This is a genomic window from Bacillus sp. FSL K6-2819 (assembly GCF_038008305.1).
GTDB lineage: Bacteria > Bacillota > Bacilli > Bacillales > Bacillaceae > Bacillus > Bacillus amyloliquefaciens.
In genome coordinates this window covers 2,463,605-2,490,142 of record NZ_JBBOYV010000001.1, presented here as the reverse complement: position 1 = coordinate 2,490,142, position 26,538 = coordinate 2,463,605, and the positions used below count along the sequence as shown (strand labels likewise).

General features: G+C 45.6%; 36 protein-coding genes and 1 riboswitch. Of the genes, 28 read left to right on the top strand and 8 right to left on the bottom strand.

The window, feature by feature from the left end; genetic code table 11:
• Positions 1-56 precede the first annotated feature (56 nt).
• Genes comGA through MHH91_RS12935 form a run of 8 tightly spaced genes read left to right on the top strand, consistent with a single transcriptional unit; the run spans position 57 to position 4,210 of the window.
• The gene (comGA, locus tag MHH91_RS12970) at positions 57-1,127 is read left to right on the top strand and encodes a competence type IV pilus ATPase ComGA (protein WP_013352872.1); all 1,071 of its coding nucleotides are present in this window, start codon (positions 57-59) and stop codon (positions 1,125-1,127) included.
• Positions 1,114-2,151 (top strand): competence type IV pilus assembly protein ComGB, encoded by a 1,038-nt coding sequence (gene comGB, locus MHH91_RS12965; protein ID WP_013352871.1) that lies wholly within the window; start codon positions 1,114-1,116, stop codon positions 2,149-2,151. Before comGA ends, comGB begins: the two co-directional genes overlap by 14 nt.
• Positions 2,152-2,155: 4 nt before the next feature.
• Positions 2,156-2,464 (top strand): competence type IV pilus major pilin ComGC, encoded by a 309-nt coding sequence (comGC, locus tag MHH91_RS12960; protein WP_013352870.1) that lies wholly within the window; start codon positions 2,156-2,158, stop codon positions 2,462-2,464.
• The gene (gene comGD / locus MHH91_RS12955; RefSeq protein ID WP_013352869.1) at positions 2,454-2,891 is read left to right on the top strand and encodes a competence type IV pilus minor pilin ComGD; all 438 of its coding nucleotides are present in this window, start codon (positions 2,454-2,456) and stop codon (positions 2,889-2,891) included. The genes comGC and comGD overlap by 11 nt, the downstream gene beginning before the upstream one ends.
• Positions 2,875-3,189: a competence type IV pilus minor pilin ComGE gene (comGE, locus tag MHH91_RS12950; RefSeq protein WP_014470662.1), complete on the top strand. Its 315-nt coding sequence runs from the start codon at positions 2,875-2,877 to the stop codon at positions 3,187-3,189. Before comGD ends, comGE begins: the two co-directional genes overlap by 17 nt.
• On the top strand, positions 3,098-3,598 hold the full coding sequence (gene comGF, locus MHH91_RS12945) for a competence type IV pilus minor pilin ComGF (RefSeq protein ID WP_013352868.1): 501 nt from the start codon (positions 3,098-3,100) through the stop codon (positions 3,596-3,598). Before comGE ends, comGF begins: the two co-directional genes overlap by 92 nt.
• Before the next feature lies 1 nt (position 3,599).
• The gene (gene comGG / locus MHH91_RS12940) at positions 3,600-3,977 is read left to right on the top strand and encodes a competence type IV pilus minor pilin ComGG (RefSeq protein ID WP_013352867.1); all 378 of its coding nucleotides are present in this window, start codon (positions 3,600-3,602) and stop codon (positions 3,975-3,977) included.
• Positions 3,978-4,030: 53 nt separating this feature from the next.
• Positions 4,031-4,210 carry a YqzE family protein gene (locus MHH91_RS12935; RefSeq protein WP_013352866.1) on the top strand — a complete coding sequence of 60 codons (180 nt, stop codon included), beginning with the start codon at positions 4,031-4,033 and terminating at the stop codon, positions 4,208-4,210.
• A gap of 40 nt (positions 4,211-4,250) precedes the next feature.
• On the opposite strand, the gene MHH91_RS12930 is transcribed toward MHH91_RS12935, so the two are convergent.
• Complete coding sequence (locus MHH91_RS12930; RefSeq protein WP_013352865.1) at positions 4,251-4,580, bottom strand: DUF3889 domain-containing protein; 330 nt, start codon at positions 4,578-4,580, stop codon at positions 4,251-4,253.
• A 257-nt stretch (positions 4,581-4,837) separates the two neighbouring features.
• Between MHH91_RS12930 and tapA the strand changes: the two genes are divergently transcribed.
• The 3 genes from tapA (at position 4,838) to tasA (ending at position 6,915) form a co-directional block, all read left to right on the top strand.
• Entirely contained in the window at positions 4,838-5,509 is a 672-nt protein-coding gene (tapA, locus tag MHH91_RS12925) for an amyloid fiber anchoring/assembly protein TapA (RefSeq protein ID WP_013352864.1), read from the top strand.
• On the top strand, positions 5,481-6,065 hold the full coding sequence (gene sipW / locus MHH91_RS12920) for a signal peptidase I SipW (protein ID WP_013352863.1): 585 nt from the start codon (positions 5,481-5,483) through the stop codon (positions 6,063-6,065). Before tapA ends, sipW begins: the two co-directional genes overlap by 29 nt.
• A 64-nt stretch (positions 6,066-6,129) precedes the next feature.
• Positions 6,130-6,915: a biofilm matrix protein TasA gene (gene tasA, locus MHH91_RS12915; protein WP_013352862.1), complete on the top strand. Its 786-nt coding sequence runs from the start codon at positions 6,130-6,132 to the stop codon at positions 6,913-6,915.
• Positions 6,916-6,962: 47 nt separating this feature from the next.
• On the opposite strand, the gene sinR is transcribed toward tasA, so the two are convergent.
• The 4 genes from sinR to MHH91_RS12895 all read right to left on the bottom strand — a co-directional run bounded on the left by sinR (position 6,963) and on the right by MHH91_RS12895 (position 10,170).
• Positions 6,963-7,298, bottom strand: a complete 336-nt coding sequence (gene sinR / locus MHH91_RS12910; protein WP_014470659.1) for a transcriptional regulator SinR — start codon at positions 7,296-7,298, stop codon at positions 6,963-6,965.
• A 33-nt stretch (positions 7,299-7,331) separates the two neighbouring features.
• The gene (gene sinI / locus MHH91_RS12905) at positions 7,332-7,505 is read right to left on the bottom strand and encodes an anti-repressor SinI (RefSeq protein ID WP_013352860.1); all 174 of its coding nucleotides are present in this window, start codon (positions 7,503-7,505) and stop codon (positions 7,332-7,334) included.
• Positions 7,506-7,684: 179 nt separating this feature from the next.
• Positions 7,685-8,479: a YqhG family protein gene (locus MHH91_RS12900; RefSeq protein ID WP_340978093.1), complete on the bottom strand. Its 795-nt coding sequence runs from the start codon at positions 8,477-8,479 to the stop codon at positions 7,685-7,687.
• Between the two features lie 20 nt (positions 8,480-8,499).
• Positions 8,500-10,170 carry a DEAD/DEAH box helicase gene (locus MHH91_RS12895; RefSeq protein ID WP_014470658.1) on the bottom strand — a complete coding sequence of 557 codons (1,671 nt, stop codon included), beginning with the start codon at positions 10,168-10,170 and terminating at the stop codon, positions 8,500-8,502.
• 144 nt (positions 10,171-10,314) lie between these two features.
• Positions 10,315-10,415, top strand: a riboswitch (glycine riboswitch).
• A 178-nt stretch (positions 10,416-10,593) separates the two neighbouring features.
• Between MHH91_RS12895 and gcvT the strand changes: the two genes are divergently transcribed.
• Genes gcvT through gcvPB form a run of 3 tightly spaced genes read left to right on the top strand, consistent with a single transcriptional unit; the run spans position 10,594 to position 14,523 of the window.
• Positions 10,594-11,694, top strand: coding sequence for a glycine cleavage system aminomethyltransferase GcvT (gcvT, locus tag MHH91_RS12890; RefSeq protein ID WP_013352857.1), 1,101 nt, complete (start codon positions 10,594-10,596; stop codon positions 11,692-11,694).
• Between the two features lie 14 nt (positions 11,695-11,708).
• Positions 11,709-13,055 (top strand): aminomethyl-transferring glycine dehydrogenase subunit GcvPA, encoded by a 1,347-nt coding sequence (gcvPA, locus tag MHH91_RS12885; RefSeq protein ID WP_013352856.1) that lies wholly within the window; start codon positions 11,709-11,711, stop codon positions 13,053-13,055.
• Complete coding sequence (gcvPB, locus tag MHH91_RS12880; protein WP_340978089.1) at positions 13,048-14,523, top strand: aminomethyl-transferring glycine dehydrogenase subunit GcvPB; 1,476 nt, start codon at positions 13,048-13,050, stop codon at positions 14,521-14,523. Before gcvPA ends, gcvPB begins: the two co-directional genes overlap by 8 nt.
• Before the next feature lie 47 nt (positions 14,524-14,570).
• On the opposite strand, the gene MHH91_RS12875 is transcribed toward gcvPB, so the two are convergent.
• Positions 14,571-14,954, bottom strand: coding sequence for a rhodanese-like domain-containing protein (locus tag MHH91_RS12875; protein ID WP_013352854.1), 384 nt, complete (start codon positions 14,952-14,954; stop codon positions 14,571-14,573).
• Positions 14,955-15,147: 193 nt separating this feature from the next.
• On the opposite strand from MHH91_RS12875, the gene MHH91_RS12870 reads away from it, so the two are divergent.
• From MHH91_RS12870 to MHH91_RS12860, 3 genes are all read left to right on the top strand, one after another.
• Positions 15,148-15,984 (top strand): lipoate--protein ligase family protein, encoded by an 837-nt coding sequence (locus MHH91_RS12870; RefSeq protein ID WP_013352853.1) that lies wholly within the window; start codon positions 15,148-15,150, stop codon positions 15,982-15,984.
• Between the two features lie 99 nt (positions 15,985-16,083).
• Positions 16,084-16,512 carry a transcriptional regulator MntR gene (gene mntR, locus MHH91_RS12865; RefSeq protein WP_013352852.1) on the top strand — a complete coding sequence of 143 codons (429 nt, stop codon included), beginning with the start codon at positions 16,084-16,086 and terminating at the stop codon, positions 16,510-16,512.
• Positions 16,513-16,624: 112 nt separating this feature from the next.
• Complete coding sequence (locus MHH91_RS12860; RefSeq protein ID WP_013352851.1) at positions 16,625-17,500, top strand: patatin-like phospholipase family protein; 876 nt, start codon at positions 16,625-16,627, stop codon at positions 17,498-17,500.
• Here the strand turns inward: MHH91_RS12860 and MHH91_RS12855 are convergent.
• Together MHH91_RS12855 and MHH91_RS12850 are read right to left on the bottom strand one after the other, a co-directional pair.
• A complete protein-coding gene (locus MHH91_RS12855; RefSeq protein WP_013352850.1) occupies positions 17,497-17,892 on the bottom strand; it encodes an SA1362 family protein in 396 nt (131 codons plus the stop codon). The genes MHH91_RS12860 and MHH91_RS12855 overlap by 4 nt on opposite strands.
• 36 nt (positions 17,893-17,928) lie before the next feature.
• On the bottom strand, positions 17,929-18,885 hold the full coding sequence (locus MHH91_RS12850) for a DUF1385 domain-containing protein (RefSeq protein WP_013352849.1): 957 nt from the start codon (positions 18,883-18,885) through the stop codon (positions 17,929-17,931).
• A gap of 221 nt (positions 18,886-19,106) precedes the next feature.
• On the opposite strand from MHH91_RS12850, the gene MHH91_RS12845 reads away from it, so the two are divergent.
• The 11 genes from MHH91_RS12845 (at position 19,107) to spoIIIAG (ending at position 26,536) form a co-directional block, all read left to right on the top strand.
• Positions 19,107-19,637, top strand: a complete 531-nt coding sequence (locus MHH91_RS12845; protein ID WP_013352848.1) for a YqhR family membrane protein — start codon at positions 19,107-19,109, stop codon at positions 19,635-19,637.
• Between the two features lie 129 nt (positions 19,638-19,766).
• On the top strand, positions 19,767-20,828 hold the full coding sequence (locus tag MHH91_RS12840; RefSeq protein ID WP_013352847.1) for a M24 family metallopeptidase: 1,062 nt from the start codon (positions 19,767-19,769) through the stop codon (positions 20,826-20,828).
• A gap of 24 nt (positions 20,829-20,852) precedes the next feature.
• Positions 20,853-21,410, top strand: coding sequence for an elongation factor P (gene efp, locus MHH91_RS12835; protein ID WP_013352846.1), 558 nt, complete (start codon positions 20,853-20,855; stop codon positions 21,408-21,410).
• A gap of 147 nt (positions 21,411-21,557) precedes the next feature.
• Positions 21,558-21,839 carry a YqhV family protein gene (locus MHH91_RS12830; RefSeq protein WP_013352845.1) on the top strand — a complete coding sequence of 94 codons (282 nt, stop codon included), beginning with the start codon at positions 21,558-21,560 and terminating at the stop codon, positions 21,837-21,839.
• A 76-nt stretch (positions 21,840-21,915) separates the two neighbouring features.
• Complete coding sequence (gene spoIIIAA, locus MHH91_RS12825) at positions 21,916-22,839, top strand: stage III sporulation protein AA (RefSeq protein ID WP_013352844.1); 924 nt, start codon at positions 21,916-21,918, stop codon at positions 22,837-22,839.
• A complete protein-coding gene (spoIIIAB, locus tag MHH91_RS12820) occupies positions 22,833-23,348 on the top strand; it encodes a stage III sporulation protein SpoIIIAB (protein ID WP_013352843.1) in 516 nt (171 codons plus the stop codon). The genes spoIIIAA and spoIIIAB overlap by 7 nt, the downstream gene beginning before the upstream one ends.
• A 22-nt stretch (positions 23,349-23,370) precedes the next feature.
• Positions 23,371-23,577 (top strand): stage III sporulation protein AC, encoded by a 207-nt coding sequence (gene spoIIIAC, locus MHH91_RS12815; RefSeq protein WP_003153142.1) that lies wholly within the window; start codon positions 23,371-23,373, stop codon positions 23,575-23,577.
• A 12-nt stretch (positions 23,578-23,589) separates the two neighbouring features.
• Positions 23,590-23,979, top strand: coding sequence for a stage III sporulation protein AD (gene spoIIIAD / locus MHH91_RS12810; RefSeq protein WP_076982559.1), 390 nt, complete (start codon positions 23,590-23,592; stop codon positions 23,977-23,979).
• Between the two features lie 26 nt (positions 23,980-24,005).
• On the top strand, positions 24,006-25,214 hold the full coding sequence (gene spoIIIAE, locus MHH91_RS12805) for a stage III sporulation protein AE (RefSeq protein ID WP_013352841.1): 1,209 nt from the start codon (positions 24,006-24,008) through the stop codon (positions 25,212-25,214).
• A gap of 16 nt (positions 25,215-25,230) precedes the next feature.
• A complete protein-coding gene (gene spoIIIAF, locus MHH91_RS12800) occupies positions 25,231-25,851 on the top strand; it encodes a stage III sporulation protein AF (protein ID WP_013352840.1) in 621 nt (206 codons plus the stop codon).
• A complete protein-coding gene (gene spoIIIAG, locus MHH91_RS12795; RefSeq protein WP_014470655.1) occupies positions 25,844-26,536 on the top strand; it encodes a stage III sporulation protein AG in 693 nt (230 codons plus the stop codon). Before spoIIIAF ends, spoIIIAG begins: the two co-directional genes overlap by 8 nt.
• Positions 26,537-26,538 lie beyond the last annotated feature (2 nt).

Here is a 26,538-nt window from a genome sequence, read left to right as displayed (position 1 = left end):
CTTTGATCACTTTTGTGTATTTGATTTACAATACGTGTCGGAAGGAGGGAAGTCTTATGGAGAATATTGAAACATACAGCAGGAACATCATCAACGAGGCCTATATGGCAAGGGCTTCAGATATACACATTGTGCCGAGGGAAAGGGATGCTTTCATTCATTTTCGCATCGGTCATGCTCTTGTGAAAAAAAGAGTCTTAAAAAAAGAGGAATGCGTAAGGCTTATTTCTCATTTTAAATTTTTATCAGCCATGGATATAGGAGAAAGACGAAAGCCGCAAAACGGATCACTGTCTCTGCCGCTTCCAACGGAAACCGTTCATTTGAGGATGTCAACCTTGCCGACAATGAATGATGAAAGTCTTGTCATCAGGCTATTGCCTAAAAGGCAGATTCCCCCTCTGGATAAACTGTCCTTATTTCCGGGGGCAGGCGCCGCATTATTATCCTTTCTGAAGCATTCGCACGGCCTGCTTCTTTTTACCGGCCCGACCGGATCTGGAAAAACAACCACCCTTTACTCGCTTGTCAACTATGCAAAACGGCATTTCAACCGGCGGATTGTCACGCTGGAAGATCCCGTAGAAACGAGAGATGAAGATGTTTTGCAAGTTCAGGTGAATGAAAAAGCCGGAGTCACATATTCCACCGGTTTAAAAGCGATTTTAAGACATGACCCCGATATGATCATCTTAGGGGAAATCAGAGATGCCGAGACGGCTGAAATCGCAGTCCGCGCGGCCATGACAGGACACCTCGTACTGTCAAGCCTGCATACAAGAGATGCTAAGGGCGCCATATACAGGCTGCTGGAGTTCGGGGTGAACATGACGGAAATTGAACAAACCGTTATTGCCATCGCCGCTCAGCGTCTGGTTGATTTAACGTGTCCGTTTTGCAAAACGGACAACTGTTCCGTGTACTGCAGTCTATACAGGCAGACACGCCGTGCTGGGATTTATGAACTGCTTTACGGAAAAAATCTCACCCAGTGCTTTCAAGAAGCAAAAGGGGAGCACGCCAATTTTCAATATCAGACGCTTCGCAGGCTGATCAGAAAAGGCATCGCGCTCGGTTATGTCACGACTGATAATTATGATCGGTGGGTGTATCATGAAGCGGATTAAAAGAACCTGGCCGTTGAAGGACCAAGCGGCTTTTTTGAAAAGGCTCGGTGAAATGACGGAAAAAGGATACAGCCTGATTGAAGGGCTCAGACTGCTGAAACTCCAGCTGCATAAACGTCAGCTTGCAGAGCTGACGGACGGAATTCGCCGGCTGAGAGAAGGCGATTCGTTTTACCAAGTGCTTGAGGCACTGTCTTTTCATAAAGAAGCCGTCTCGATCTGCTATTTCGCGGAGAAACACGGAGAATTGCCGGGGGCGATGAAACAAAGCGGCGAATTGTTACAGAGAAAGCTCATGCAGACGAATCAAATCAAAAAAATGCTCCGGTATCCGATGTTTTTAATATGTTCCGTCTGCGTCATGTTTTATATCCTGCAAAGTTTGATTATTCCGCAGTTTTCAGGGATTTATCAATCAATGAATATGAATACTTCCGGTGCGACTGCTTTCATCTTTGCGTTTTTTCAGCATTTTCATGAAGCCTGCGCACTGGGGATGTCAGCCGTTCTCAGCTTGTTTTTGTACGTTTGGTTCTTATGTAAGAAAAAATCCCCGCAAGACAAGATGCTTATCGTTGTGAAAATCCCCCTGATAGGAAAAGCGGCCGTTCTTTTTAACAGCTACTTTTTCTCTTTACAGCTCAGCAGTCTTCTGAAATCCGGTCTTTCTATCTATGACAGCTTAACTGCTTTTAAAGAACAATCTTTTCTGCCTTTTTACCGTGAAGAAGCAGAGATGCTCATTACACGTTTGAAGGCCGGTGAAACTATAGAATCTGCTCTTTCCGGCCATCCGTGTTATGAAAAAGATCTTGCGGCTGCAGTCAGTCACGGACAGGCAAACGGCCGGCTTCATCGCGAACTTTATACGTACAGCCAGTTTATGATGGAGCGTCTTGAACAAAATGCGGAGAAGTATACCGGTATTCTCCAGCCTGTCATTTACGGTGTTGTGGCCGGTATGATTTTACTTGTGTATATGTCAATGCTGATGCCGATGTACCAGATGATGAACCAAATGTAAGGGAGTGCTTCGTCTGAAAAATCAAGATGGATTTACTTTAATTGAAATGCTGATCGTTTTATTTATCGTTTCCATTCTGCTTTTAATCACGATTCCTAACGTAACAAAACATAATCAAAGCATTCAGCATAAAGGCTGTGAAGGACTTCAGAATATGGTGAAAGCCCAAGTGACGGCGTACGAAATCGACCATGAAGGAAAAATGCCGGATATGACCGACTTACAATCAGAGGGATATATCAAAAAGAATACAGCCTGCCCGAATGGAAAACAGATTTTAATAAAGGGCGGGGAAGTTACAGTTGAACAATAACCGGCTGACAGAAAACGGATTCACTCTTCTTGAAAGCCTGGTTGTGTTAAGTCTGGCGTCTGTATTGCTGACTGTTTTGTTCACGGCGGTTCCGCCGGTTTATACCCATCTGGCCGTGCGGCAAAAAACAGAACAGCTCCAAAAAGACATTCAGCTTGCTCAGGAAACGGCTATCGCAGAACATAAAAGAACAAAAATCACATTTCTCCCAAAAGAGCATAAATACAAGCTGCAGTCAGCCGGAAGGATTGTTGAGCGTTCCTTTGATTCGCTTCACATTACACTTGTGACTTTACCGGAGAGCCTTGAATTTAACGAAAAAGGCCATCCGAATTCCGGCGGAAAGATTCAATTGAAAAGCGCGGGATTCACTTATGAAATAACAATTTACTTAGGGAGCGGAAATGTCCATGCAGAACGGAAATAAGGGGTTCTCTACTATTGAAACACTATCAGCAATGGCTATTTGGCTGTTCCTTATGATTTCTATCGTTCCGGTCTGGACGGGCATGCTGACAGACAATCTGAAAATAGAAGAACACCAGGAAGTGTACCAGCTTCTTCATAAACATATCAGCGCATATATGATGTCCGGAAAAAAGCAGCCATCTCCCGATGTGACGTGGAAGGAGGATGGTGATTATTACAAAGTCTGTGCAGCTGTCCGCGGCGAAAAAGAAATGTGCCTCAGCATTCTCAAAACAGACTGGCTTTACGCTTCTTAATGTTTTGGTCTCCTTGGCCGTCTGTCTCTTCTTATCAGGCACTCTGAGCCCGATTTTACATTTGTTTTTATCAGGCCGGACCGATAACGGAGGAATAGACAGCCGGGAGCATCATATTGCCGTTCAGCAGATCATGAATGAATGTAAACAGGCTGAGACTGTGGAGCCTGCAGATGGCGGACGGGCGTTAACCTGCAGGAAAACAGGAGGCGAAGAAGTGCGTTTTGAAATCTATCACACGATGATAAGGAAAAGAGTGAACGGAAAAGGCCATGTGCCGATCCTGCATAACGCTGCTTCATTAACGGCTGATGTGAAAAACGGCCTGATTTTAGTGGGAATCACAAGCGTTACAGGTAAAAAGAAGCAGACGGCCATTCCGGTTTACAGCTCTTTAAAAGGTGATTAAAATGTACAAATCTGACGGGTTTATATATCCGGCGGTTCTGTTTGTTTCTGCCGCAGTTTTACTTGTCATCAGCTATACTTCATCTGATTTCATCACCCGAAAAACATTTGCAAAAGAGGCCGGGGAGTACTGGATCGGTGAGAACCTGCTTCAAAACGGCGCACTGCTGTCAAGCCGTCATATGATACAGGGACAAAAGACTCAGTCGGGCACACAGCGTTTTCCGTACGGAACCGTCTCCTTTTACATCAACGGGAACGATCGCCGGGAAACGGTTCAAGTTACAATAAAGGCGGTAACAGCATCAGGGACGAGACGGGAGGCTCACCTTTTATTCAATCATAAGAAGAAACAGCTGATTCAATGGACAGAAGTATAAAAAAGAGGCGGCGGGACAACACTTCATAATAAAGACAGTATGAGGTGAGAGCCATGAAAACAAACGATTATGTAAAATATATGACTGAGCAATTCGTTAAATATTTCGATACGCCGAAACAGGAACGAAAAGAGCGAAAAGAAGTGCGGAAAGAAAAGAAAATGCCGGCTTCTCAACACTGGTTCGGAATATTGCCGTATGGTTTTAAGCTGTGGATGCAGCGGAAAAAATAAAGTGCAACACCCGAAAGGTCCTCCTGATATAGGAGGGCCTTTATTGGTATTCCTCAATAACCGCAATTTTATTTACCTTTTGGCTGTAGGGATTAAAAGAAATCGTAACAAACACACCAAATTCTTTAGCGCCATCCCGCAATGTCAAGTGATATTGTTTGACTGCTTCATCCGTTCTTTTCCGATCCCACACCTTTTGAATAAATAACGTTTGAGCGAGCGGATATCTTTTTTTAGCTTCTTTTTCTGCGATTTTTTCCCATTTTGATTTATGGTGAACAGCATAATAAGGCACCGTTTCCGCCTGAGCTGTCCCTGAAACTCCGAAACCAAGAATTGAAAGGCAAATCAGACTTTGTTTGATCATCATTCTTCGTCCTTTCGCTGTATATAGTTTCCATTTTGTGTTGGTCACTCCGTTATTTTCTCACATTTTATTAGAAAAAATTCCAAAAAGGTGTGTAATTTGGAGCAAAACGTTGTTTTTAAAGGATATATTCTTAAAAACGAACAATTTGATCGTTTTTGACATTTTCCAATACGATAATCCTTGATTATACTTTGTTCATGCGGTTCTTTAAAGAGAACGAATATCATATTTATAAACAGTTTTACAGGGGGTAAGGCATGTTCCGATTGTTGCGACCGGAAAAAAAGGGCAAGGTGAGATCGAGAATGATGCTGTTTTTACGGCTGTCGTTCATTTTCTGCCTGCCCGTGACGATATGTACTCAGTTTACGGGAGACACAAGTTCCTCCTTTAATGATGTGAAAAGCTTCAGTCTCCCGGTTCAAACGTGCGGAGATTTTCGATATACAGATGACAATTGCCGTTATGACGAACGCTGGGATCAAAGTGATTTACATATCACAAATCAAACTGATACGTCAGGCACCGTGTGTGCGCCGCTTCAACTTTATGCGGAGCTGGAGAACAGGGGGAAAGAGCGGACTGTTTCTGACTGGAAATGGGAGCTCCATAAAATTGCCTCTCAGCAACAGCCTTTACAAAACGGCAATGTCGTGGATAAAGGGCTTATTACTGATAAAAAAAGCAAAACGATTTATAAAATGGAGTCAAAGCGGGCCTTGCAGCCGGGAATTTATGCATTCAAGGTTTACAAGCCTGAAGGATATCCTGCGAACGAAGAAAAATTTGAGTGGTCAAAACCGATGAAGCTTGTTAAGTGCCAAGAACAGGCGACGGCTTCCGATCAGAAGAAAACAGAGAAAAAACCGGCTGAGCCGGCAAAAGAAAGCGGGGAAGAACATGAAAAAAACACTGAAACTGATCAGTAATATTTTGTATGCCGTAATCTTCAGCTTGATTATTGTGCTGACATTGACGGTAATCTCGACCCGGGCTTCCGGCGGTGAGCCGGCCATCTTCGGCTATACGCTGAAATCCGTGCTGTCGGGTTCAATGGACCCGGAATTTAAGACGGGTTCACTCATAGCGGTAAAGAAAATTTCTGATGTGAATGACTTAAAAAAAGGCGATGTCATCACTTTTACACAAGATGACGGGTCAGTCGTAACACACAGAATAATCGGGATCACAAAAAAGGGCGGCCGCCTGTTGTTTGAGACAAAAGGAGACCATAATGCCGCTCCGGATGCCGCACCCGTTCAAGCTGAAAAAGTGGCGGCCCAGTATACGGGATATCAGCTCCCGTATGCGGGATATGTAATACATTTGGCCAGCCAGCCGATCGGAACGGCGATTCTGTTAATCGTTCCCGGCGTCATGCTTTTAATTTACTCAATAACAGTCATTGCAAGCGCTCTCCGCGATATCGAGCGGAAGACGAAAGCGCTGGAGGAACATGAGAGAAACGGGACCATGTCCACATGAATACGGTTGCAACCTGGCGACAGGATTTGATAACAAAAAATGAAAAAGTAAGGGGAGTACAAACATGGGTATGAAAAAGAAATTAAGCTTGGGCGTTGCCTCAGCCGCACTCGGTTTAGCATTAGTAGGAGGAGGCACATGGGCCGCATTTAATGATGTGAAGTCCACGGACGCCACATTTGCGTCAGGAACACTTGATTTATCGGCTAAAGAACAATCAGCCAATGTCAATTTGTCAAACTTAAAACCAGGCGACAAATTGACAAAAGATTTTGAATTCAGAAACAACGGTTCACTTGCCATTAAAGAAGTGCTGATGGCTTTGAACTTTACTGACTTCAAAGGAGCAAAGAAAGGAAACGAATCTGCGGAGGATTTCCTCAGCCAGTTTGAAATTACGGTTCTGACAGTCGGTAAAGAAGGGGGCAACGGCTACCCTAAAAATATCATTTTGAAGGCGGCCAGCCTGAAAGACTTATACTTAATGTCTGCAAAGCAGGATAAAGCAGCGGCTGAAGCGATCAGCAAGCATATTGATCCGAAGTTCTTGAGTGAGAGCGGAAAAGTCAATGTAGCAACCATTAACGGCAAAACAGCGCCTGAGTACGACGGAGTTCCGAAAACGCCTGTTGATTATGATCAAGTGCGGATGGAAATCCGATTTAAAAATGATACCGCAAAAGACGCAAACGGTCTGAGTGTCCAAAACAAATTCCAGGGCAATGCGATTTCTCTTCAATTCTCATTTGAAGCAACGCAATGGAACGGATTGACCATTACGAAAGACCATACGGATAAAGACGGTTACGTGAAGGAAAATGAAAAGGCTCATAGTGAGGATAAAAACTGATCCGAATGCCGGACAGATAAAAGAGGAGTTGTGCACATATGGCGGCACTACTCCTCTTTTTGCGCTTTTCTCCATTTTTGATATTCTAAAAATTCACGAAATTGTTTTTTTGATACCCCGGATGTCATCGCATCGCGAACTAATTTCTCCCATTCACTATCTAATTGACCATCGTATTCGGTTTCATGTTTTTCATCAAGTAATGTATGAACCGAGACGTCCAGAACAGCGGAGACTTTTTCTAGAAATTGAATGGAGGGGTTCGTCTGTAAATTTCGTTCTATTGAGCTTAAATAAGACTTCGCTACCCCAGCTTTTTCAGCTAGTTCTGATAGTGAGTAGCCTTTTTCTTTTCGGTATTGTTTAATACGCTGGCCAATCAATGTCATCACCTTCCTTGTGATATTATAGCACATTCAGAAAGGATTTACGGTATGACTTCTGGCGGCCTGGATATGTTGAGAAGACTTTTTATGCGAATGCAGGTATTTGCGTATCTCTTCTAGGCTGATATTTGCTTTTTGGGCTTCTAATATCAGTTCAACCCATTCCTTATCTAATTGCGAAAACTCTGTTTTTGCATTTTTCATGCATTTTCTCCTCCTAAAATACTTGTTTATGTATTTCAGCCAATCCGGCCATGACCTTATCTTTATTTCATGTCTGGAAGTGATTCATCGCATGCGAAACGCCAGAAATTTTTTCTATATACCTTTATTATAATATAGAATTTCTAAAAAAAACGGGAAAGCTGTCGAATGGATAACTCTTATCCAGAAAAATTACTTTGCAGGAAAAATAAACCGCCGTTCTCAATCTGAATGTGAATTTTCGGCTGATATAAGGCTTTCAGCGCTTGTTTTTCCAATTGGTATTCCTCAGGTTTTTCCTCTGTCTGCTCATAAAACTGATCGAGAAGCCTGAGGTCCTTCTTCCATCTGGCGATCGCGTTGTCAGCCCAGTCTGACGGCTCTTTGGCGGCAGCGTTTTTCAAATAATGCTCCATCCTCTTAATCCCGCTTTCCGGCTTAATCATCGGCGATATGGTAAAGCAATAGTCTGATATTTGTGATGTCAGCGGAAGCGATGCAAGCTTCTGCTGAAATCCTTCTATAATTGTTCCAGATACAAGATGCAGGCCTAAAGACAAAAGTCTGTCTTTTTTCATGTCGGATTGGTATGAAATCACTACATTTAATCCAAGCCAGGGCTGAAGCGGCACTCTGGCTCCGGCTGATACAATTTTCTCATATATTCTTGTAAATCTCCCATTTTGTTTAACTGCTTGAAAGATTTGAAAGAGCCGCGGGGCTCCGAAGTAAATAAATTCTCCGTCCATATCATCCGGAGCCGTTTCTTTATCAGTGATGAAAGTGATCTTCATCGGGTTCGGTTCTCCGCCCGTTTTTTCACGCCAATGCCAATGAAACGGCCGGTTCATAATTTGTTTGTCCATCTCGACCGTCAATTGAACCGTCATAAAACCCGGCCCGTGATCAGTAATCGGGCAGTGGTTCGCTTCAAAAAAGCGCAGTAAAAATTCGTGAACCTCCTGCTGTCTCATGTCGCGCTTCCTCCTTTAGATTAAGAGCCTTTTTTTCTGGCCGGCTTTTCCGTACCGTACGATAGAAAAGAGGTAAGATTGTCCATTTTGATTCGCATTTCTTCCTCTGTCAGCGAGTGGCATAAAATATCATGTAAGTGGTCTTCAAAATTGTTCACTTTGATTTTTGTTAATATGTCATCTAATTCTCCGACGACATTTTCGAATAAATGAATTTTGTCATACAGAAGTTTTAAGATATGCTCTTCTACCGTATGTTTTGTCGCCATGTTGTAAATGTGGACATCTCTTTCCTGACCGAGTCTGTGTATCCTTCCGATTCTTTGTTCAAGCCGCATCGGGTTCCACGGGAGATCATAGTTGATAATATGATTACAGAATTGCAGGTTGATCCCTTCGCCGCCGGCTTCCGTAGCGATCAGCACTTGCACTTTCCCCCGGAAGAGATCCTTCATCCAGTCTTTTTTCCCACGCTTAAATCCGCCTCTGAACGGAACAGAGCTTATGCCGTTCTGCTGAAGAAACCATTGCAGGTAAATCTGTGTCGCCCGGTACTCAGTAAAAATAATGACCTTGTCATTAATCTTTTGGATCAAGTCAACCACTTGGATCGCTTTTGAGTTTTGCGTGACTTGATTGATGCGGTCCATTAAATTCGCAATCGTCTGTTCATCGAATGCGGGCGCTTTTTGCTCCTTTTGATCAAGCATTTTTTTAAGCGTCATATACACGGCTTCCCGGCTTGAACAGCACTCTCTTTGCAGCGTCATAATGGAAAATGCGCTTGTCGGCTTTTCCGTGCCGTTTTTCAGTGCGGCAATGTCATCGTAAAGCGCCTGTTCCGTCGGTGAAAAGGTGATCGGCACTGTTTCGACGTGGCGCTTCGTCCATGTAAGCCCCGTGTCGCTCCGTGTGTTTCGGATCATCACCTTATTGACGAGCTCTTTCAAATGCTCATGAGCGTCAATTCCGTCCTTTTGATTGAAGGTTTCTTGAAATCCGCTTTCATTTCCCAAGTGGCCGGGCTTTAACAGTGACACTAAATTAAAAATTTCTTCGATCCGGTTTTGGATCGGGGTTGCCGTCAGAAGCAGGCAGTACTTCTTCACAAGACTTCTCGCAAATTCATAATTTTTCGTTTTGCTGTTTTTGAGCTTGTGCGCCTCGTCAATAATGACGAGATCATACGGAATAGAAAGCACAATTTCCTTGTGAGGCGAGCGTTTGGCCGTATCAATCGAAGAAACGACGATATCGCACTGTTCCCACACATAGCTTTTCTTCTGTTCAACAGCCGGTATTAAAAACTTCTCCTGAAGCTCTTTCACCCATTGGGAAACGAGTGATGCCGGCACAAGAATCAGGATTTTTTTTGCCAGCCCGCGAATCATGTATTCTTTTAAAATCAGGCCCGCTTCCACCGTTTTTCCGAGCCCCACTTCATCAGCCAAAATCGCCTTGCCGTTCATTTTTTCAACGACTTTCTGGGCAACTTCAAGCTGATGGGGAAGCGGAGTGAAATCGGGCAGGTATAAAGGAGCCCTCAACCCTTCAAATTCAGGAATGGCAAGAGTCTGCTGGACTTCAGCCGACAGTTTGTACAACTCCCAATTTGACCAGGGACCGTCCGTTTTCAGCCGCTCAGAAAACTCTCCCGGCCAGTTTGCATCAAATATGATCTCTGCTGTCATATGTAACAAAACCGCCTTTCTTTTAAAAAACTGATTTATCATAATTTTTGTTGCCGGACGTAAGTGAGGGTGGTAGGATATAAGTAATGATTTCACCCAAGATATTGCTTTAGTATGTCCATAACAATTGGTAAATATGAGCGAATGACAGCAAGGGGAGAGACTCGGAAGAAAGATGTGCATCCGGGCGCCGAAGGAGCAAACTGCGGAGTGAATCTCTCAGGCAAAAGAACTCTTGCTCGACGCAACTCTGGAGAGTGTCTGCGAGCAGAAAAGGCAGACCACCAAAGGGGACGTCTTTATGATGTTTTCATAAAGTAAACTTTCAGGTGCCGGGACAGAGAAACCTTCATTTTCATGAGGTGTTTCTCTGTCCTTTTTTATATGTCTTTACAATGCGCCAATGACTGAAGGGGGAAGATGATGCTGAAACGAACACCGCTTTATGACGTATATAAAGAATACGGCGGAAAAACGATTGATTTTGGAGGATGGGAGCTGCCTGTTCAATTTTCTTCTATTAAAGAGGAGCATGAAGCCGTCCGCACAAAAGCGGGCCTGTTTGATGTGTCCCATATGGGAGAAGTCGAAGTATCCGGGCAAGACGCCCTGTCTTTTCTGCAAAAAATGATGACAAATGACGTTGCCGACTTAAAGCCGAAAAGCGCGCTTTATACCGCCATGTGTTATCCCGACGGAGGCACGGTCGATGACTTGCTGATCTATCAGAAAAGCGAAACCTGCTATCTGCTCGTAATCAATGCGTCTAATATTGAAAAAGACCTCGCTTGGCTGAAGGAACATGCAAAAGGGGATGTCACATTAACGAATCAGTCTGACGAGATTTCACTGCTTGCCGTTCAGGGACCGAATGCTCAGACGGTTCTTTCGAAGCTGACTGAATGTGATTTGGCTTCCTTAAAGCCGTTTACGTTTATTGATGAGGCGGACGTTGCCGGACGCCAAGTCCTGCTTTCAAGAACGGGATATACCGGTGAAGACGGGTTTGAGCTTTATTGCCGCAACGGAGACGCGGTTCATCTTTTTAAAGAGATTCTTGCAGCGGGAGAGAATGAAGGGCTCGTTCCGTGCGGTCTCGGCGCCCGTGATACGCTGAGATTTGAAGCGAAGCTCGCTTTATACGGTCAGGAATTGACGAAAGACATTACGCCGATCGAAGCCGGAATCGGATTTGCCGTAAAGCACAAGAAAGATTCCGATTTTTTTGGGAAGTCTGTATTGAGTGAACAGAAAGAAAAAGGAGCTCCGCGTAAGCTGGTCGGGCTTGAGATGATTGAAAAAGGGATTCCGAGACACGGATACGCCGTAAAAAAAGACGGTGTTGCAATCGGTGAAGTCACGACAGGCACACAATCTCCGACTTTAAAGAAAAATATCGGCCTTGCCTTAATCAAAACGGAATTCAGTGAAATCGGAACGGAAGTAGAAGTGGAAATCCGCAAAAAAACGGTAAAAGCGAAGATTGTCCGCACACCGTTTTATAAACGTCCAAAACAGAGCTGAAAAAGGAGAGTCATATGAAGCATCGATATTTGCCCGCGACAGAACAGGATAAAAAAGAAATGCTGAAAGCCATCGGCGCAGAAACAATTGATGAACTGTTTGCCGATATCCCGGAAGATGTGAGGTTTCAAAAAGACTACCAAATTAAAAAAGCAAAATCAGAAACAGAGCTGACGAGAGAGCTGACAAAGCTTGCAGCGAAAAATAAGGACGCTGTTACATATGCATCTTTTCTGGGCGCAGGTGTGTACGATCACTATCAGCCGGTTATCGTCGACCATGTGATTTCCCGGTCAGAGTTTTACACGGCATATACGCCTTACCAGCCTGAAATTTCACAAGGAGAGCTGCAGGCGATTTTTGAATTTCAAACGATGATCTGTGAGTTAACGGGGATGGATATCGCAAACTCCTCCATGTACGATGGGGGGACGGCGTTGGCGGAAGCGGCGATGCTTGCGTCGGGCCATACGAAAAAGAAAAAAATCGTCATTTCCGCGGCCGTTCATCCGGAATCACGGGATGTCCTGAAAACATACGCAAAAGGCCAATATATCGAGGTAGTAGAGGTGCCCGCGAAAAACGGCGTCACAGACCTTGAAGCATTAGAGGATGCCGTTTGCGATGAAACGGCCGCCGTGATCGTCCAGTATCCGAACTTCTTCGGACAAATTGAGCCGTTAAAGGACATTGAGCCGCTCGCACATAAAGGAAACAGCCAGCTGATTGTTTCTTCAAACCCGCTCGCTCTCGGTATTTTGACACCGCCCGGGGCATACGGAGCTGACATCGTCGTCGGGGACGCGCAGCCATTCGGCATACCTGCGGCGTTCGGCGGCCCGCACTGCGGCTATTTTGCAGTAACGAAAAAACTGATGAGGAAGGTGCCGGGCCGTCTTGTCGGCCAAACGGAGGATGAAAACGGCCGAAGAGGCTTTGTTCTCACCCTTCAGGCGCGCGAACAGCATATCAGAAGAGACAAAGCCACCTCCAACATTTGCTCAAACCAGGCGCTGAACGCTTTAGCGGCTTCAGTTGCGATGACGGCGCTCGGAAAAAACGGCGTCAAAGACATAGCCCGCCAAAATATACTGAAAGCTGATTACGCGAGACGCCAAGCGGAAAAAGCCGGCTTGCACATAGCGTTTGACGGCCCGATGTTTAATGAGTTTGCAGTCAGGCTGAATGAGCCAGTCAAGGAAGCAAACCGGAGGCTCTTACAACAAGGCATAATCGGCGGATATGATTTAGGCCTAGCGTATCCGGAACTGAAGCAGCATATGCTCATTGCCGTCACAGAGCTGAGAACAAAAGAAGAGATCGATTCGCTTATTGCGGGATTGGGGGATCAACATGAATAATCAAGATCAGACGCTTATTTTTGAAATGTCCCGCGAAGGGCGTGTCGGTTACAGCCTTCCGGAGCTTGATGTACCGGAAACGGAGCTTGAAAGCCTTCTTCCGGGTGATTATATCCGCAATGAAGACGCAAAGCTTCCGGAAGTATCAGAGCTTGATATTATGCGGCATTATACCGCACTTTCTAAGAGAAACCACGGGGTTGATTCAGGTTTTTATCCGCTCGGCTCCTGTACGATGAAATACAATCCGAAATTAAATGAAAAAATTGCCCGGTTCCCAGGCTTTTCAGCCATTCACCCGCTTCAGGACGAGGACACGGTTCAGGGAGCGCTTGAGCTTTTATACGATTTAAGCGGACACTTGGAGGAAATTACGGGTATGGACGAGGTGACGCTGCAGCCTGCGGCGGGCGCTCACGGCGAATGGACCGGCCTGATGATGATCCGCGCTTATCATGAAGCACGGGGAGACTTCGGACGGACGAAGGTGATTGTTCCCGATTCTGCCCACGGGACGAATCCGGCATCCGCCACGGTCGCCGGCTTTGAAACGATTACCGTCAAGTCAAATGAACACGGGCTGGTTGACATTGAAGATTTGAAAAGAGCGGTAAATGAAGAAACAGCGGCGCTGATGCTGACGAATCCGAACACCCTCGGCTTATTTGAGGAAAATATTACAGAAATGGCTGATATCGTCCATCAGGCCGGCGGAAAGCTTTATTATGACGGAGCGAATTTAAACGCCGTTTTAAGTAAAGCAAGACCGGGAGATATGGGATTTGACGTCGTTCATCTTAATCTGCATAAAACATTTACCGGGCCGCACGGCGGAGGAGGACCAGGCTCGGGCCCGGTCGGAGTAAAGAAAGAATTCATTCCGTACCTGCCGAAACCCGTCCTCACGAAAAAAGAGGGCCGTTTGACTTTTGACTATGACCGTCCGCAATCGATCGGGCGCGTAAAGCCTTATTACGGAAACTTCGGCATTAATGTCAGAGCCTACACGTATATCCGCTCCATGGGGCCTGACGGCTTTAAAGCTGTGACCGAAAACGCGGTTTTAAATGCAAATTATATGATGAGAAGACTCGCGCCTTATTATGATCTGCCGTATGCCCGTCATTGCAAGCATGAATTTGTGTTATCGGGAAGAAGACAGAAAAAGCTCGGCGTAAGAACGCTTGATATTGCCAAACGGCTTTTAGATTTCGGCTATCACCCGCCGACTGTGTATTTCCCTCTCAATGTGGAAGAAAGCATCATGATCGAACCGACGGAAACGGAATCGAAGGAAACGCTTGATGCCTTTATAGATGCCATGATTCAAATTGCGCGGGAAGCGGAGGAATCACCTGAGACCGTTCAGGAGGCGCCGCATACCACGGTTGTCAAAAGAATGGATGAAACCAAGGCCGCAAGAAAGCCGGTTTTAAAATACGAACATACATCTGCCGGCAGCCGCTGACGGGTATAAAAAAAGAGCTTCCGTATAAAACGGAGAGCTCTTTTTTATTATTGGTTCTTTGCTTTAATTTTTCCGCCCCATTTTTTAAATCCGCCTTTCAGGTTGTAAATATCCTTGCAGCCGTGTTTGCGGAGCGTCTGTGCCGCGCGTCCGCTGCGGACATTGTTTTGGCAGTACAGATAAACGGGTTTATCAGGACGGATTTCGCTTTTGCGCTGCTTCAGCTGTGACAGCGGAATGTTACGCGCGCCGAGAATATGGCCGCCTTCAAATTCATTCGGCTCACGGACGTCAATCAGCTGCGCTTTTCTGTAGCCCGCGCGGAATTCCTCTTCCGTAAGTGTTTTCATTAAACGCTGCTGGTAAAAATACGACACGATCATATAAACGATAAACGCCGCAACAATAATTAAAGCAATCATATTAGACAATGCGATTCTACTCCTTTAGCTTATAAAATCAAAAACCCTGCTTGTGAAAACAAGGCTTACCGGACGTTTTGGGACAAATACTATTATAGTAAAGCATGAAGCGATTGTCATCCTTAATGAAACGAAATATTTTTCATTTTCACGTCAGTTTGTTAAACTGATTTTATTAAAACGATAAAGAAGGGTTCAGTGTATGGAAAAAGAAACATGGCGGTTTATTGACTCAGGGAATGAAAGCCCGGCATTTAACATGGCGCTGGATGAAGCGCTTTTATATTGGCACAGCCAAAAAAAAATTCCTCCGGTGATCCGTTTTTACGGCTGGAATCCGGCAACGCTGTCTGTCGGGTATTTTCAAAATATTAAGAAGGAAATTAACTTTGACGCAGTACATAAACACGGCCTCGGGTTTGTCAGAAGACCGACAGGCGGACGGGGTGTTCTACATGATAAAGAATTGACATACAGCGTAATCGTTTCAGAGGATCATCCGGAAATGCCGGCCACGGTGACAGAGGCATACCGGGTGATTTCAGAAGGCATTCTGCAGGGGTTCAGAAACCTTGGGCTTGATGCTTACTTTGCGATTCCGCGTACGGAAAAGGAAAAAGAAAGCCTGAAAAATCCGCGCTCGTCCGTCTGCTTTGATGCGCCTTCGTGGTATGAGCTGGTCGTCGAAGGGCGGAAAGTGGCGGGAAGCGCGCAGACACGCCAAAAAGGCGTTATTCTTCAGCACGGCTCCATCCTGCTTGACATTGATGAGGACAAGCTGTTTGATCTGTTTTTATATCCGAGCGACAGAGTCCGTGAGCGCATGCAGCGGAATTTCAAAAACAAAGCGGTAGCCATCAACGCCTTAGCGCAAAAACCGGTAACGATGGATGAAGCCAGAATCGCTTTTAAAGCCGGTTTTGAGGAAGGCCTGAACATTCATCTTGAGCCTTACACACTCACGCCGGAAGAGCTTGCGTTTGTCAATGAGCTGGCCGAGACGAAATACGCGTCTGACGAATGGAATTATAAGCGCTGATTAAGGCTTGACAGACCGGAAGCATCCTTGTTTTTTCATGACCGTTAGTGTAAACTTGTAATGGTTTATAAAGTTAAGGTGCTTTTTGGGAGGGGTACGATGACAACACCAAGTATGGAAGATTATATTGAACAGATTTATATGCTGATAGAAGAAAAAGGATATGCACGGGTTTCTGATATCGCGGAAGCTTTGGCAGTCCATCCCTCCTCTGTAACGAAAATGGTTCAAAAACTAGATAAAGACGAGTACTTGATTTATGAAAAATATCGCGGGCTCGTATTGACGTCAAAAGGCAAAAAGATCGGCAAACGCCTCGTATACAGACACGAATTGCTTGAGCAGTTTTTAAGAATCATTGGTGTTGATGAAGAGAAGATTTACAATGATGTAGAAGGAATCGAACATCATCTGAGCTGGAACAGCATTGACCGCATCGGCGATCTCGTTCAGTATTTTGAAGATGACGACAGCCGGAAAAAAGAATTGAAATCCGTACAGAAAAAAACCGAAAATCCCGGTGAATAAAGGGCAGCCCGAAATAGGGCGCCCTTTTTTTAATGTCTTCATTCTTTGGTCTATTTCACCAAGCCGTTTCTTAAAATAATAATACACCTTGGATGGAAGGGAGAGGGCGCGTATGCAGATTGACGGCGTATTTTCGGGCGGGGGGATAAAAGGGGTGGCGCTTGCCGGCGCGTATGAAGCGCTTGAAGAAAAGGGCTATTGTTTTGAAAGACTCGCCGGAACAAGCGCCGGCGCGATTATTGCCGCATTTATCGCTGCGGGCTACACGAGCAGAGAGGTTCATTCCATCATAGATGAGGTGGACGGAAGACAATTGCTTGATCAGAGATATTCCTTCCTCCCGCTGAATATCCTGCAGTGGGTGTCGATATATTGGCGCCTTGGATTATACAAAGGCGATACGCTGGAAAAATGGATTGCGGATAAATTAAAAGCGAAGGGCATCATCGCGTTCGGCGATATGAAAAAAGGATCGCTCCGTCTGATCGCTTCAGATCTGACGAACGGAACGATGATCGTGCTTCCTGACGACCTTCCCCGCTACGGATTAAATCCGGAGATGTTCCCAGTTGCCAGAGCTGTCAGAATGAGCTGCAGCATCCCTTATTTTTTTGAGCCGATTAAACTGAAGACTGATAAAGGCACCTCAACGGTCGTTGACGGCGGCGTGCTAAGCAATTTCCCGATTTGGCTGTTTTCCAAAGAGCGCAGGCGGCCGGTCATCGGAATTTCGCTTTCGCCTAACGAAAAAGAGCGCCCGAAAAACTCAATCCGCAACGCTTTTGAGCTGTTCGGCGCTTTGTTTGAAACGATGAAAGACGCTCATGATGCCAGGCATATCGCGACGAAGTACGAACAGAATATTATTTTTATTCCGGTGGAAAATGTGATGGCGACGGAGTTTCATCTCACACCGCAAAAAAAACTAGCTCTCATTGAGCTAGGAAAAAGCAGAACAGAGCAATTTTTGAAGCAATGGAGCTATTAAAAAAGCGCTCTGTTTTTCTTTTTATTCTTTTTACCTTCTATGACGGTAAGCTGGGTCTGGCTTTTTTTCTTAAGAATCATCGGCTTCGGTCTGCTGCTGCTCGGCACGCTCCGCAAATGGCTGACCCGCCCTCTGTGAGCGGCGCGATGCTTCGCTTTTTGCTCCTTCATTCGGAGCCGCGATTGTTTGGCCGCTTTTTTGAAAGCGGTTCCGTCACGGCCGGCGCGGCGGTTCAGAACCGATCTCACGATAAAATAAATGATGACGCCTGCGATAATGACGGTAATCGCTCTTGAGATCATCTGCCCGGGGTTTGTTACCGCCGCATAAATGAAACCAAATGCACCAAGCGCTATTAATACAGCAAAAAAAGGTTGTACACGATGATTCATAACTGCCCACCTCCGAAAATAATAACAGGTAACGGTTCAGATTACGTTGTCAGACGGCTTTTCGCTCTGTTCTGAAATGTCTTCCAGTCTGAGAAGCTCGTTAAAGCTTTCTATGGCAACCTCGACCTGGTCATCTTCCGGTTCCTTTGTCGTTAAAAGCTGCAGCCACAGGCCGGGATAACCGAGCACCTTCAAAACAGGGATATTCCGCACCTTGTTCGTCAGCTGGAGCACTTCAAAGGAGATGCCGAGGACGACGGGTATAAGCGCAATCCTGTCTAAAATCCGCACCCAAAGCGGATCTGTCGGAACGAGTAAATAGACGAACATGCCGACAATGATCGTAAATAAGATAAAGCTTGAACCGCAACGGTAATGAAGCCGTGACTGTTTCTGAACATTTTTTATTGTAATTGGCAAATTCTGTTCATAACAGTTTATGACCTTATGTTCGGCTCCATGATATTGAAACACTCTTTTAATTAACGGCGTCATTGATAAAAAATAAATGTAGCCGAGAAGCAGGATAAGCTTAAACACGCTTTCTATTCCGATCTGCGCGGCGTCTGAGGAAAAAACGGGCCTTACAAGCTCCGCTAAAAAGACCGGGACGAGCGTAAAAACGAATTTGCTGAACAAAAACGATAGAACGCCGATCACCGCCAGGCTGAAAAACATTGATAAGCCCGAACCCTTCTTATCTTCCTGTTCCAGCTTGGCGTCATCCTGAGGATCAAGCCCGTAACGTTCGCTGGAAAAGTTTAAATGTTTTGTGCCGTTGGCGCTTGCCTCAATAATTGCGATGATTCCCCGCAAAAAAGGAATCTTCTTTAAAGCCGAAAGCTTGGAATTCGGCACTCTCGGAAGCTTAAAAAAATCAATGCTTCCGTCATTCCTGCGGATGGCGGTAACATAATTTTTTCTGCCGCCGAACATTACCCCTTCAACGACAGCCTGACCGCCGTATGCGGGCGGCGTTTTTTGTGTGGACATTGTTTATCAACCTGCCTGTTTTCTTAGGATTTACTAACCATTTCCTTTCACTCTATTGTACAGGAAACAGCGGTAAACCTCTAGTTAGACAGCCGGAAAATCAATGCTTTTTCTACAAGCAGTATACCCTGTTTTCTAAGATTTTACTCATTGATTGAAAATATGGCGGAACTTTTTATGACTTTTCAATTTTGGGGCATTCTATGACTGGAGGTGCCATGATGACCAGCGAAAAACATTCAGAACAGGAAGAAAAAAACAAGCAGGATGAAGATCAGCAGCCTGTATCATTTACCGGCAGAATTTGCGGTATCGGATTTGCCGGGGGTGTATTTTGGAGTTTGATCGGCTATCTCGGGTATCTCTTTCATTTTTCAGAGATCAGCCCCAACATGATTCTTCAGCCGTTTATGATCGGAGAATGGAAAAAACAATGGCTCGGCACGATGGTCAGCATCGTTGTCATCGGGTTAATTTCGATTGCCGGAGCTTTTATTTATTTCGTCTGCCTGAAGCGTTTTAAAACCATGTGGCCGGGGATGGTGTACGGCGTCATTTTATGGTGCGCGGTTTTTTTCTTATTCAATCCGATTTTCCAAGATGTGAAGTCTGTCACTGAATTGAAATCAGATACAATCGTGACGACGCTTTGCCTTTATATTCTGTATGGTTTGTTTGTCGGCTACTCGATTTCCTTCGCCTACAATGAACTTACGTCAGACAAGCTTGCCAGGGCGCTCGGCAACAAGTGAATAAGTGTATAATCCCTGTCCGGTATGGTAAAATGTTCACGAGAAGTGAACATTTTTTATGCTGAAAACCGGGCGGGGATGCTCCCGGTGTCAGGCGGCAGTCAAGAATCGGCGAGGAGGAGAAAGGGAATGAAACTTGAGAAATTGCGAAATCTTTTCGGTCAGCTCGATATAGACGGAATCTTGGTGACAAGCTCCGCCAATCTGCAGTATATGACGGGATTTACGGGTTCGTCAGGCTTGGCGGTCATATCGAAAGAACGTGCGGCATTTATTACGGATTTCCGTTACACCGAGCAGGCGAAGGCGCAAGTGAAGGGCTTTGAAATTATCGAGCACGGCGGAAGCTTAATCCAAACGGCTGCGGACACGATTCTTGAGTACGGCATTAAAAAACTCGGCTTCGAACAAAACAGCCTGACGTACGGAACATATGCATCCTACCAAGCGGTGCTGCAAGAAGCGGAGATGGTTCCCGTCGCGGATTCCGTTGAAAAGTTGCGCTTGATTAAGTCAAGTGAAGAGATTAAGATATTAGAGGAAGCTGCGAAGATTGCGGATGATGCGTTTGAACATATTCTGACGTTTATCAAACCTGGCATCTCAGAGATTTCAGTCGCAAACGAGCTTGAATTTTATATGAGACGTCAAGGAGCAGATGGCTCTTCCTTTGATATGATCGTCGCCTCAGGAGTCAGATCCAGCCTTCCGCACGGAGTGGCAAGCGGCAAATTGATTGAAAAGGGAGACTTGGTCACGCTCGATTTCGGCGCTTATTATAAAGGCTATTGTTCTGATATCACACGCACCGTCGCGGTCGGAGAGCCAAGTGATAAACTGAAAGAAATTTATCAGGTCGTATACGATGCCCAGGCGCTCGGTGTTTCGCATATTAAACCCGGCATGACGGGAAAAGAAGCGGATGCCCTGACGAGGGATCACATCACCGCAAAAGGCTACGGACAGTATTTCGGCCATTCAACAGGACACGGGTTCGGAATGGAAGTCCATGAATCCCCGGGACTGTCTTTCAGGTCATCGGCCGTTCTTGAGCCGGGCATGGCGGTAACGGTTGAGCCGGGCATATACATACCGGAAGTTGGGGGCGTCAGAATCGAAGATGATATCATCATCACTGAGGACGGCAACCGGACAATTACGCATTCCCCTAAAGAATTAATTATTTTGTGATTGGAATATAGGAGGACATCAAACATGATTTCAGTTAACGATTTTCGTACAGGACTAACGATTGAAGTAGACGGCGGCATTTGGCGCGTCGTTGACTTCCAGCACGTAAAGCCGGGAAAAGGAGCGGCATTTGTCCGTTCTAAATTGCGTAATCTGCGTACGGGCGCTATTCAGGAGAAAACATTCCGTGCGGGTGAAAAAGTGGCGAAAGCGCAAATCGAAACAAAAACGATGCAGTATCTTTATGCCAACGGAGATCAGCACGTGTTCATGGATACAAGCTCGTATGAACAGCTTGAATTGAATGCAAACCAAATCGAAGAAGAATTAAAATATCTTCTGGAAAATATGTCTGTACACATCATGATGTATCAATCTGAAACGCTCGGTATTGAACTGCCGAACACAGTTGAACTGAAAGTTGTTGAAACAGAGCCGGGAATTAAAGGCGATACGGCGTCAGGCGGCACAAAACCTGCCAAAACGGAAACAGGTCTTGTCGTAAACGTACCGTTCTTCGTGAACGAAGGCGATACGCTTGTTGTAAATACATCAGACGGCTCTTACGTGTCAAGAGCGTAGTCAAAGGAATTCGGAGTCTGCTCCTTTTACGGGGCAGGCTTTTTTTGCGTTTTAAAACAGAATCTTTCTTCTATATGAAAATAGTGAGACTACTTCCGTCAGCTAGAGCATATAGTGTAACAAAATGCTTGAAGTTGGGGGATTGCAATGAAATTCTTGTTTGGTTCAATCAATTCTACTGTTTTAACGATGGCCGGTTTACGAGTTTTGTCCTCTCTCATTGAATTATCGGCCGCCATTATTATGATTATCACAAACGACATCAGAAAAGCGGTTGTGGTTAATAGTATTTTGGCGATCGTCGGTCCGCTGATTTTTATCATTACGATGACGATCGGCATTTATCAGATTGCCGGACAGCTCTCATATGCTAAATTGATTTTGATTTTTGCGGGGGTGGTGCTGATTTTAGCGGGTGTGCATAAATAGAGGCCCGGGTGTCATAAAGTCTGTCCCGGATCATACATTTTAAAGAAGCCAATCGGTAAAAAAGGAGGAGACTCTATTGAATGAAATTACAGAGGTTCTCCCTGAATTATTGAGACATGCCATCTCCGCCGTACCAGAAGAAACATGGCGGGATACAGAAGAAATCAGGATACGGGTCGACAGGCCGGTTGAACTGATCCGGAAAGGACAACCTTTGTTTTTGTCATATATCTGTACGGCCGGCGACGCACAGCTGATCCTCAGCCGGCTCAGCAATTACAGTATGTACACGCTGGAAGAAGAGCTGAAAAAAGGATATATCACAATCAGAGGAGGCCATCGGGTGGGGCTGGCCGGAAGAGTCATCGTCGAAAACGGAGCCGTCAAAGGGCTCCGGGATATTACGTCTTTTAATATTCGAATCGCCCGGGAGAAGCTTGGAATCGCAGAACCGCTTATTCCTTTCTTATGGAAAGAAAACTGGCTGAACACACTCATCATCGGCCCTCCGCAAACAGGAAAAACGACCTTGCTTCGTGATTTGGCCCGGCTTTCCAGCACCGGATCGAAACGCATTCCGGCGAAAAAGACCGGTATCATTGATGAGCGGTCGGAAATTGCCGGCTGCCTGCGGGGCATTCCCCAGCACAGTTTCGGCCGCAGAGTTGATGTCCTTGATGCCTGTCCGAAGGCAGAAGGGCTGATGATGATGATCCGCTCTATGAGTCCTGATGTCATGATCGTGGATGAGATCGGGAGAATAGAAGACTCTGAAGCGCTGATGGAAGCGCTCCATGCGGGTGTATCGGTTATCGTATCTGCGCACGGATGGAATATGAAAGATTTGGTGAAAAGACCGTCGCTGAAAATGCTTTGGGAGGAAAAAGTGTTTGACCGGTATGTTGAACTGTCAAGGCGCCGCGGTCCCGGCACGATCAGCAGGATGTACGGAAAGGACGGGGAGCAGCTGCCGCATGCTGAAAGCGTGATGACATGCTGAAGCTTTTGGGGGCCGTGTTCATTCTGACGGCGACGACATGGACGGGATTTGAGATCGCCAAAATCTATATTGAAAGGCCGAGGCAGATCCGTCAGCTGCGTGCGGCGCTGCAATCGCTTGAAGCGGAAATTATGTACGGACATACGCCGCTGCACACCGCCTCGGGACACATCGCCAGACAGCTTTCCAAACCTGTGTCACTATTGTTTCAAGCTTTCAGCCAAAGGCTTGAACAGGGAAGCGATTCCGCCAAAACGGCCTGGGAACAGAGCCTGAAGCATAACTGGCCTTCCATGGCGATGAAAAAAAGCGAATATGATGTGCTGAAGCAATTCGGAGAGACGCTCGGGCTTCATGACCGGGTTTCTCAGCAGAAACATATCAAGCTTGCGCTTACACATTTGGAAGCGGCGGAAGCGGATGCCGGACGGGCGCAGGCGAAAAATGAAAAAATGGTGAAAAGTTTAGGATTTTTAGCCGGACTGTTACTCATTCTTCTATTGATGTAAACATGAGGGGAGCAAACATAAAATGGGAGTCGACGTAAATGTCATTTTTCAAATCGCCGGAGTCGGTATCGTGGTTGCGTTTCTGCATACCATACTGGACCAAATGGGGAAAAAAGAATATGCCCAATGGGTGACGCTGCTTGGCTTTATCTATATTTTATTTATGGTGGCGACGATTGTCGATGACCTGTTTAAAAAGATTAAAGCTGTGTTTCTATTCCAAGGATAGGGGGGCTTACAGATTGAGATTGTTCAAATTGTAGGTTTAGGCCTGATCGCCACATTTCTCTCCCTGATCGTAAAAGAACAGAAACCGACTTTCGCGTTTATGATTGTCGTCTTCAGCGGCTGCGTGATCTTTCTTTATCTCGTTGACCAGATTTATGACATTATCAGAATGATAGAAAAAATAGCCGTCAATGCAAACGTCAATATGGTCTATGTGGAAACCATTTTAAAAATTATCGGCATTGCCTACATCGCTGAATTCGGAGCGCAGCTTACAAAAGATGCGGGCCAGGGAGCGATTGCTTCGAAAATAGAGCTGGCCGGGAAGATTTTGATTCTGGTGATGGCTGTGCCGATACTGACTGTTATTATTGAAACGATTCTCGGACTTATTCCTTCTTGATCATAAATGGAAAGGGGGCACAAAAAATGAAGCGCTTTCGGTGGGCGGGGGCTTTTTTGTTTATCCTCTTATTTTTTCAGACTGAATGTGTACAAGCTGCCGGAACGGACGGTGCGGCGCGGGAAACCGCAATTCATCAAGAATCGGCTGATGAAGTGGCGAAAAAGCAGGCCGAAGCGCTGAAAACAGAAGGTATCGGAAAGTTTTGGGACGATATTATGACAGAATACGGCGGTCTTCTTCCTGAAAGCCAAAAGGGAAGCATCATCGACTTTATTAACGGAGAAAAAACGTTCTCGCCGGAGGCGTGGCTGAAGGCCTTATTTTCCTACCTGTTTCATGAAGTGCTCGCAAACGGAAAACTTCTGGGAACTTTGATCCTTCTCACCATTTTTTGTGTCATTCTGCAGCTTCTGCAAAATGCATTTCAGCAGAGCACCGTCAGCAAAGTGGCGTATGCGATCGTTTATATGGTGCTGATTATTCTCGCTTTAAACAGCTTTCATGTTGCCGTCAATTATGCCAGTGAAGCGATTCAGACGATGACCAGCTTCATTCTCGCGCTGATCCCGCTTCTGCTCGCGCTTTTGGCTTCTTCCGGGGGAGCCGTCTCCGCTGCTTTTTTTCACCCCGTTATATTATTCCTGATGAATACGAGTGGCCTTCTCATTCAAAACATCGTCATGCCGCTGATCTTTCTGTCAGCGATTTTAAGCATCGTCAGCACGATGACGGATCAATACAAAGTCACGCAGCTTGCCAATCTGCTCAGAAATATCGCGATCGGCGCGCTTGCCGTATTCCTCACCGTATTTCTCGGCGTCATCTCCGTACAGGGAGCTTCGGCTGCCGTGACGGACGGGATTACGCTCAGGACTGCAAAATTTATAACGGGCAATTTTATTCCCGTGCTCGGCCGGATGTTTACGGATGCGACCGATACGGTAATCAGCGCCTCACTCCTATTAAAAAACACTGTGGGAATCCTCGGTGTCGGAATTTTAATCTGCATCTCCGCGTTTCCGGCAATTAAAGTGCTCTCTCTCGCTTTTATTTATAAGCTCGCGGCCGCCATTTTGCAGCCGCTCGGAGGCGGGCCCGTCATTACGTGTCTCGGCGTCATCAGCAGAAGCGTGCTGTATATTTTCGCGGCGCTCGCCATCGTCTCACTCATGTTTTTCCTTAGCATTACAGTCATTATTACAGCAGGCAACCTCACCATGATGATGAAATAAAGGAGGCCCATTAGATATGAGCTTTTTAACAGAATGGCTGACAAGCATTATTTTGTTTATCTTATTTGCCATCGTCATCGACATGCTGCTGCCCAGCTCCAGTATGCAAAAATACGCAAAGATGGTTGTCAGCCTGCTGTTAATCATTGTCATGCTCAACCCGATATTCAAACTTTTCAAAACAGACCCGGAAATCATCTTCGATTATTTGACAAAACAAGAGCAATTTCAATCCGCTGACATAAAAAATCAAATCAAATCAGAAAAAAAAGAAATACAAGCATCAAACCGCGCATATGTTTTAGAAGAAATGGCTGTCCAACTAAAAAAGAAAGCGGAGGAGATGTTCAGTCATGACGAATACAAAATAGATGACATCCGCCTTACAGCGGAAGAACAGGTTCGTTCAGAAGAAGATGTAAAAACGATCAGCGTGTATATGGCCCCATCTTCTGAAAAAACCGTGCAAACCGTCGCACCGATCGACATCCGCACAGACCGCAAATACGAACCGGAAGGCGCAGCCGACAAAAAGGAGGCTGCACACATCAAAGAAAAACTTGCGGATATATGGGAAATCGGCAGTGAGAAAATTACGGTTTATATGGAAGGCGGGGAGAAAAACGGCCATGAATAAAAACGGACTATGGAACATACTCAAAAAACAGCTGATGATCGGACAGGCGAAAGACGGAGAAAAACCAAAACTGACAAAATATCATTACTTTCTGTTCGTGTTTGTGCTCGGGGTATCTTTTATGCTGGTCAGCCAGATGTTCTCTTCACCTGAGAAAACCGGGAAGGACCAAACGGCGCAGACTGTCATGTCCGGCCAAACGGAAGACAAGAGCGGGCAAAAAAGCGCACCCGTTTTTAAGGCGTCAAAAGACAGCAGCGCCAAAAACACGATCGATGATTACGAGAGAGATTATGAAAACCAGCTGAAAGAAATCCTTGAAACGATTATCGGCGTGGAGGATGTATCGATTGTCGTAAACGTAGACGCGACATCGTTAAAAGTGTTTGAAAAAAATAAAACGAAAAAAGACACCACTACTGAAGAAACCGATAAAGAAGGCGGCAAAAGAAGCGTAACCGATCAAACCTCTGAAGAACAAATTGTCATGATCCGAAACGGGGACCAGGAAACCCCGGTCGTCGTTCAGACGAAAAAGCCTGATATCCGCGGTGTACTCGTTGTCGCTCAGGGAGTGGACAACGTTCAAATAAAAAAAACCATCATTGATGCCGTCACAAGGGTGCTTGATGTTCCGAGCTACCGTGTAGCGGTTGCCCCTAAAAAAATCAAGGAGGATTCATAAAT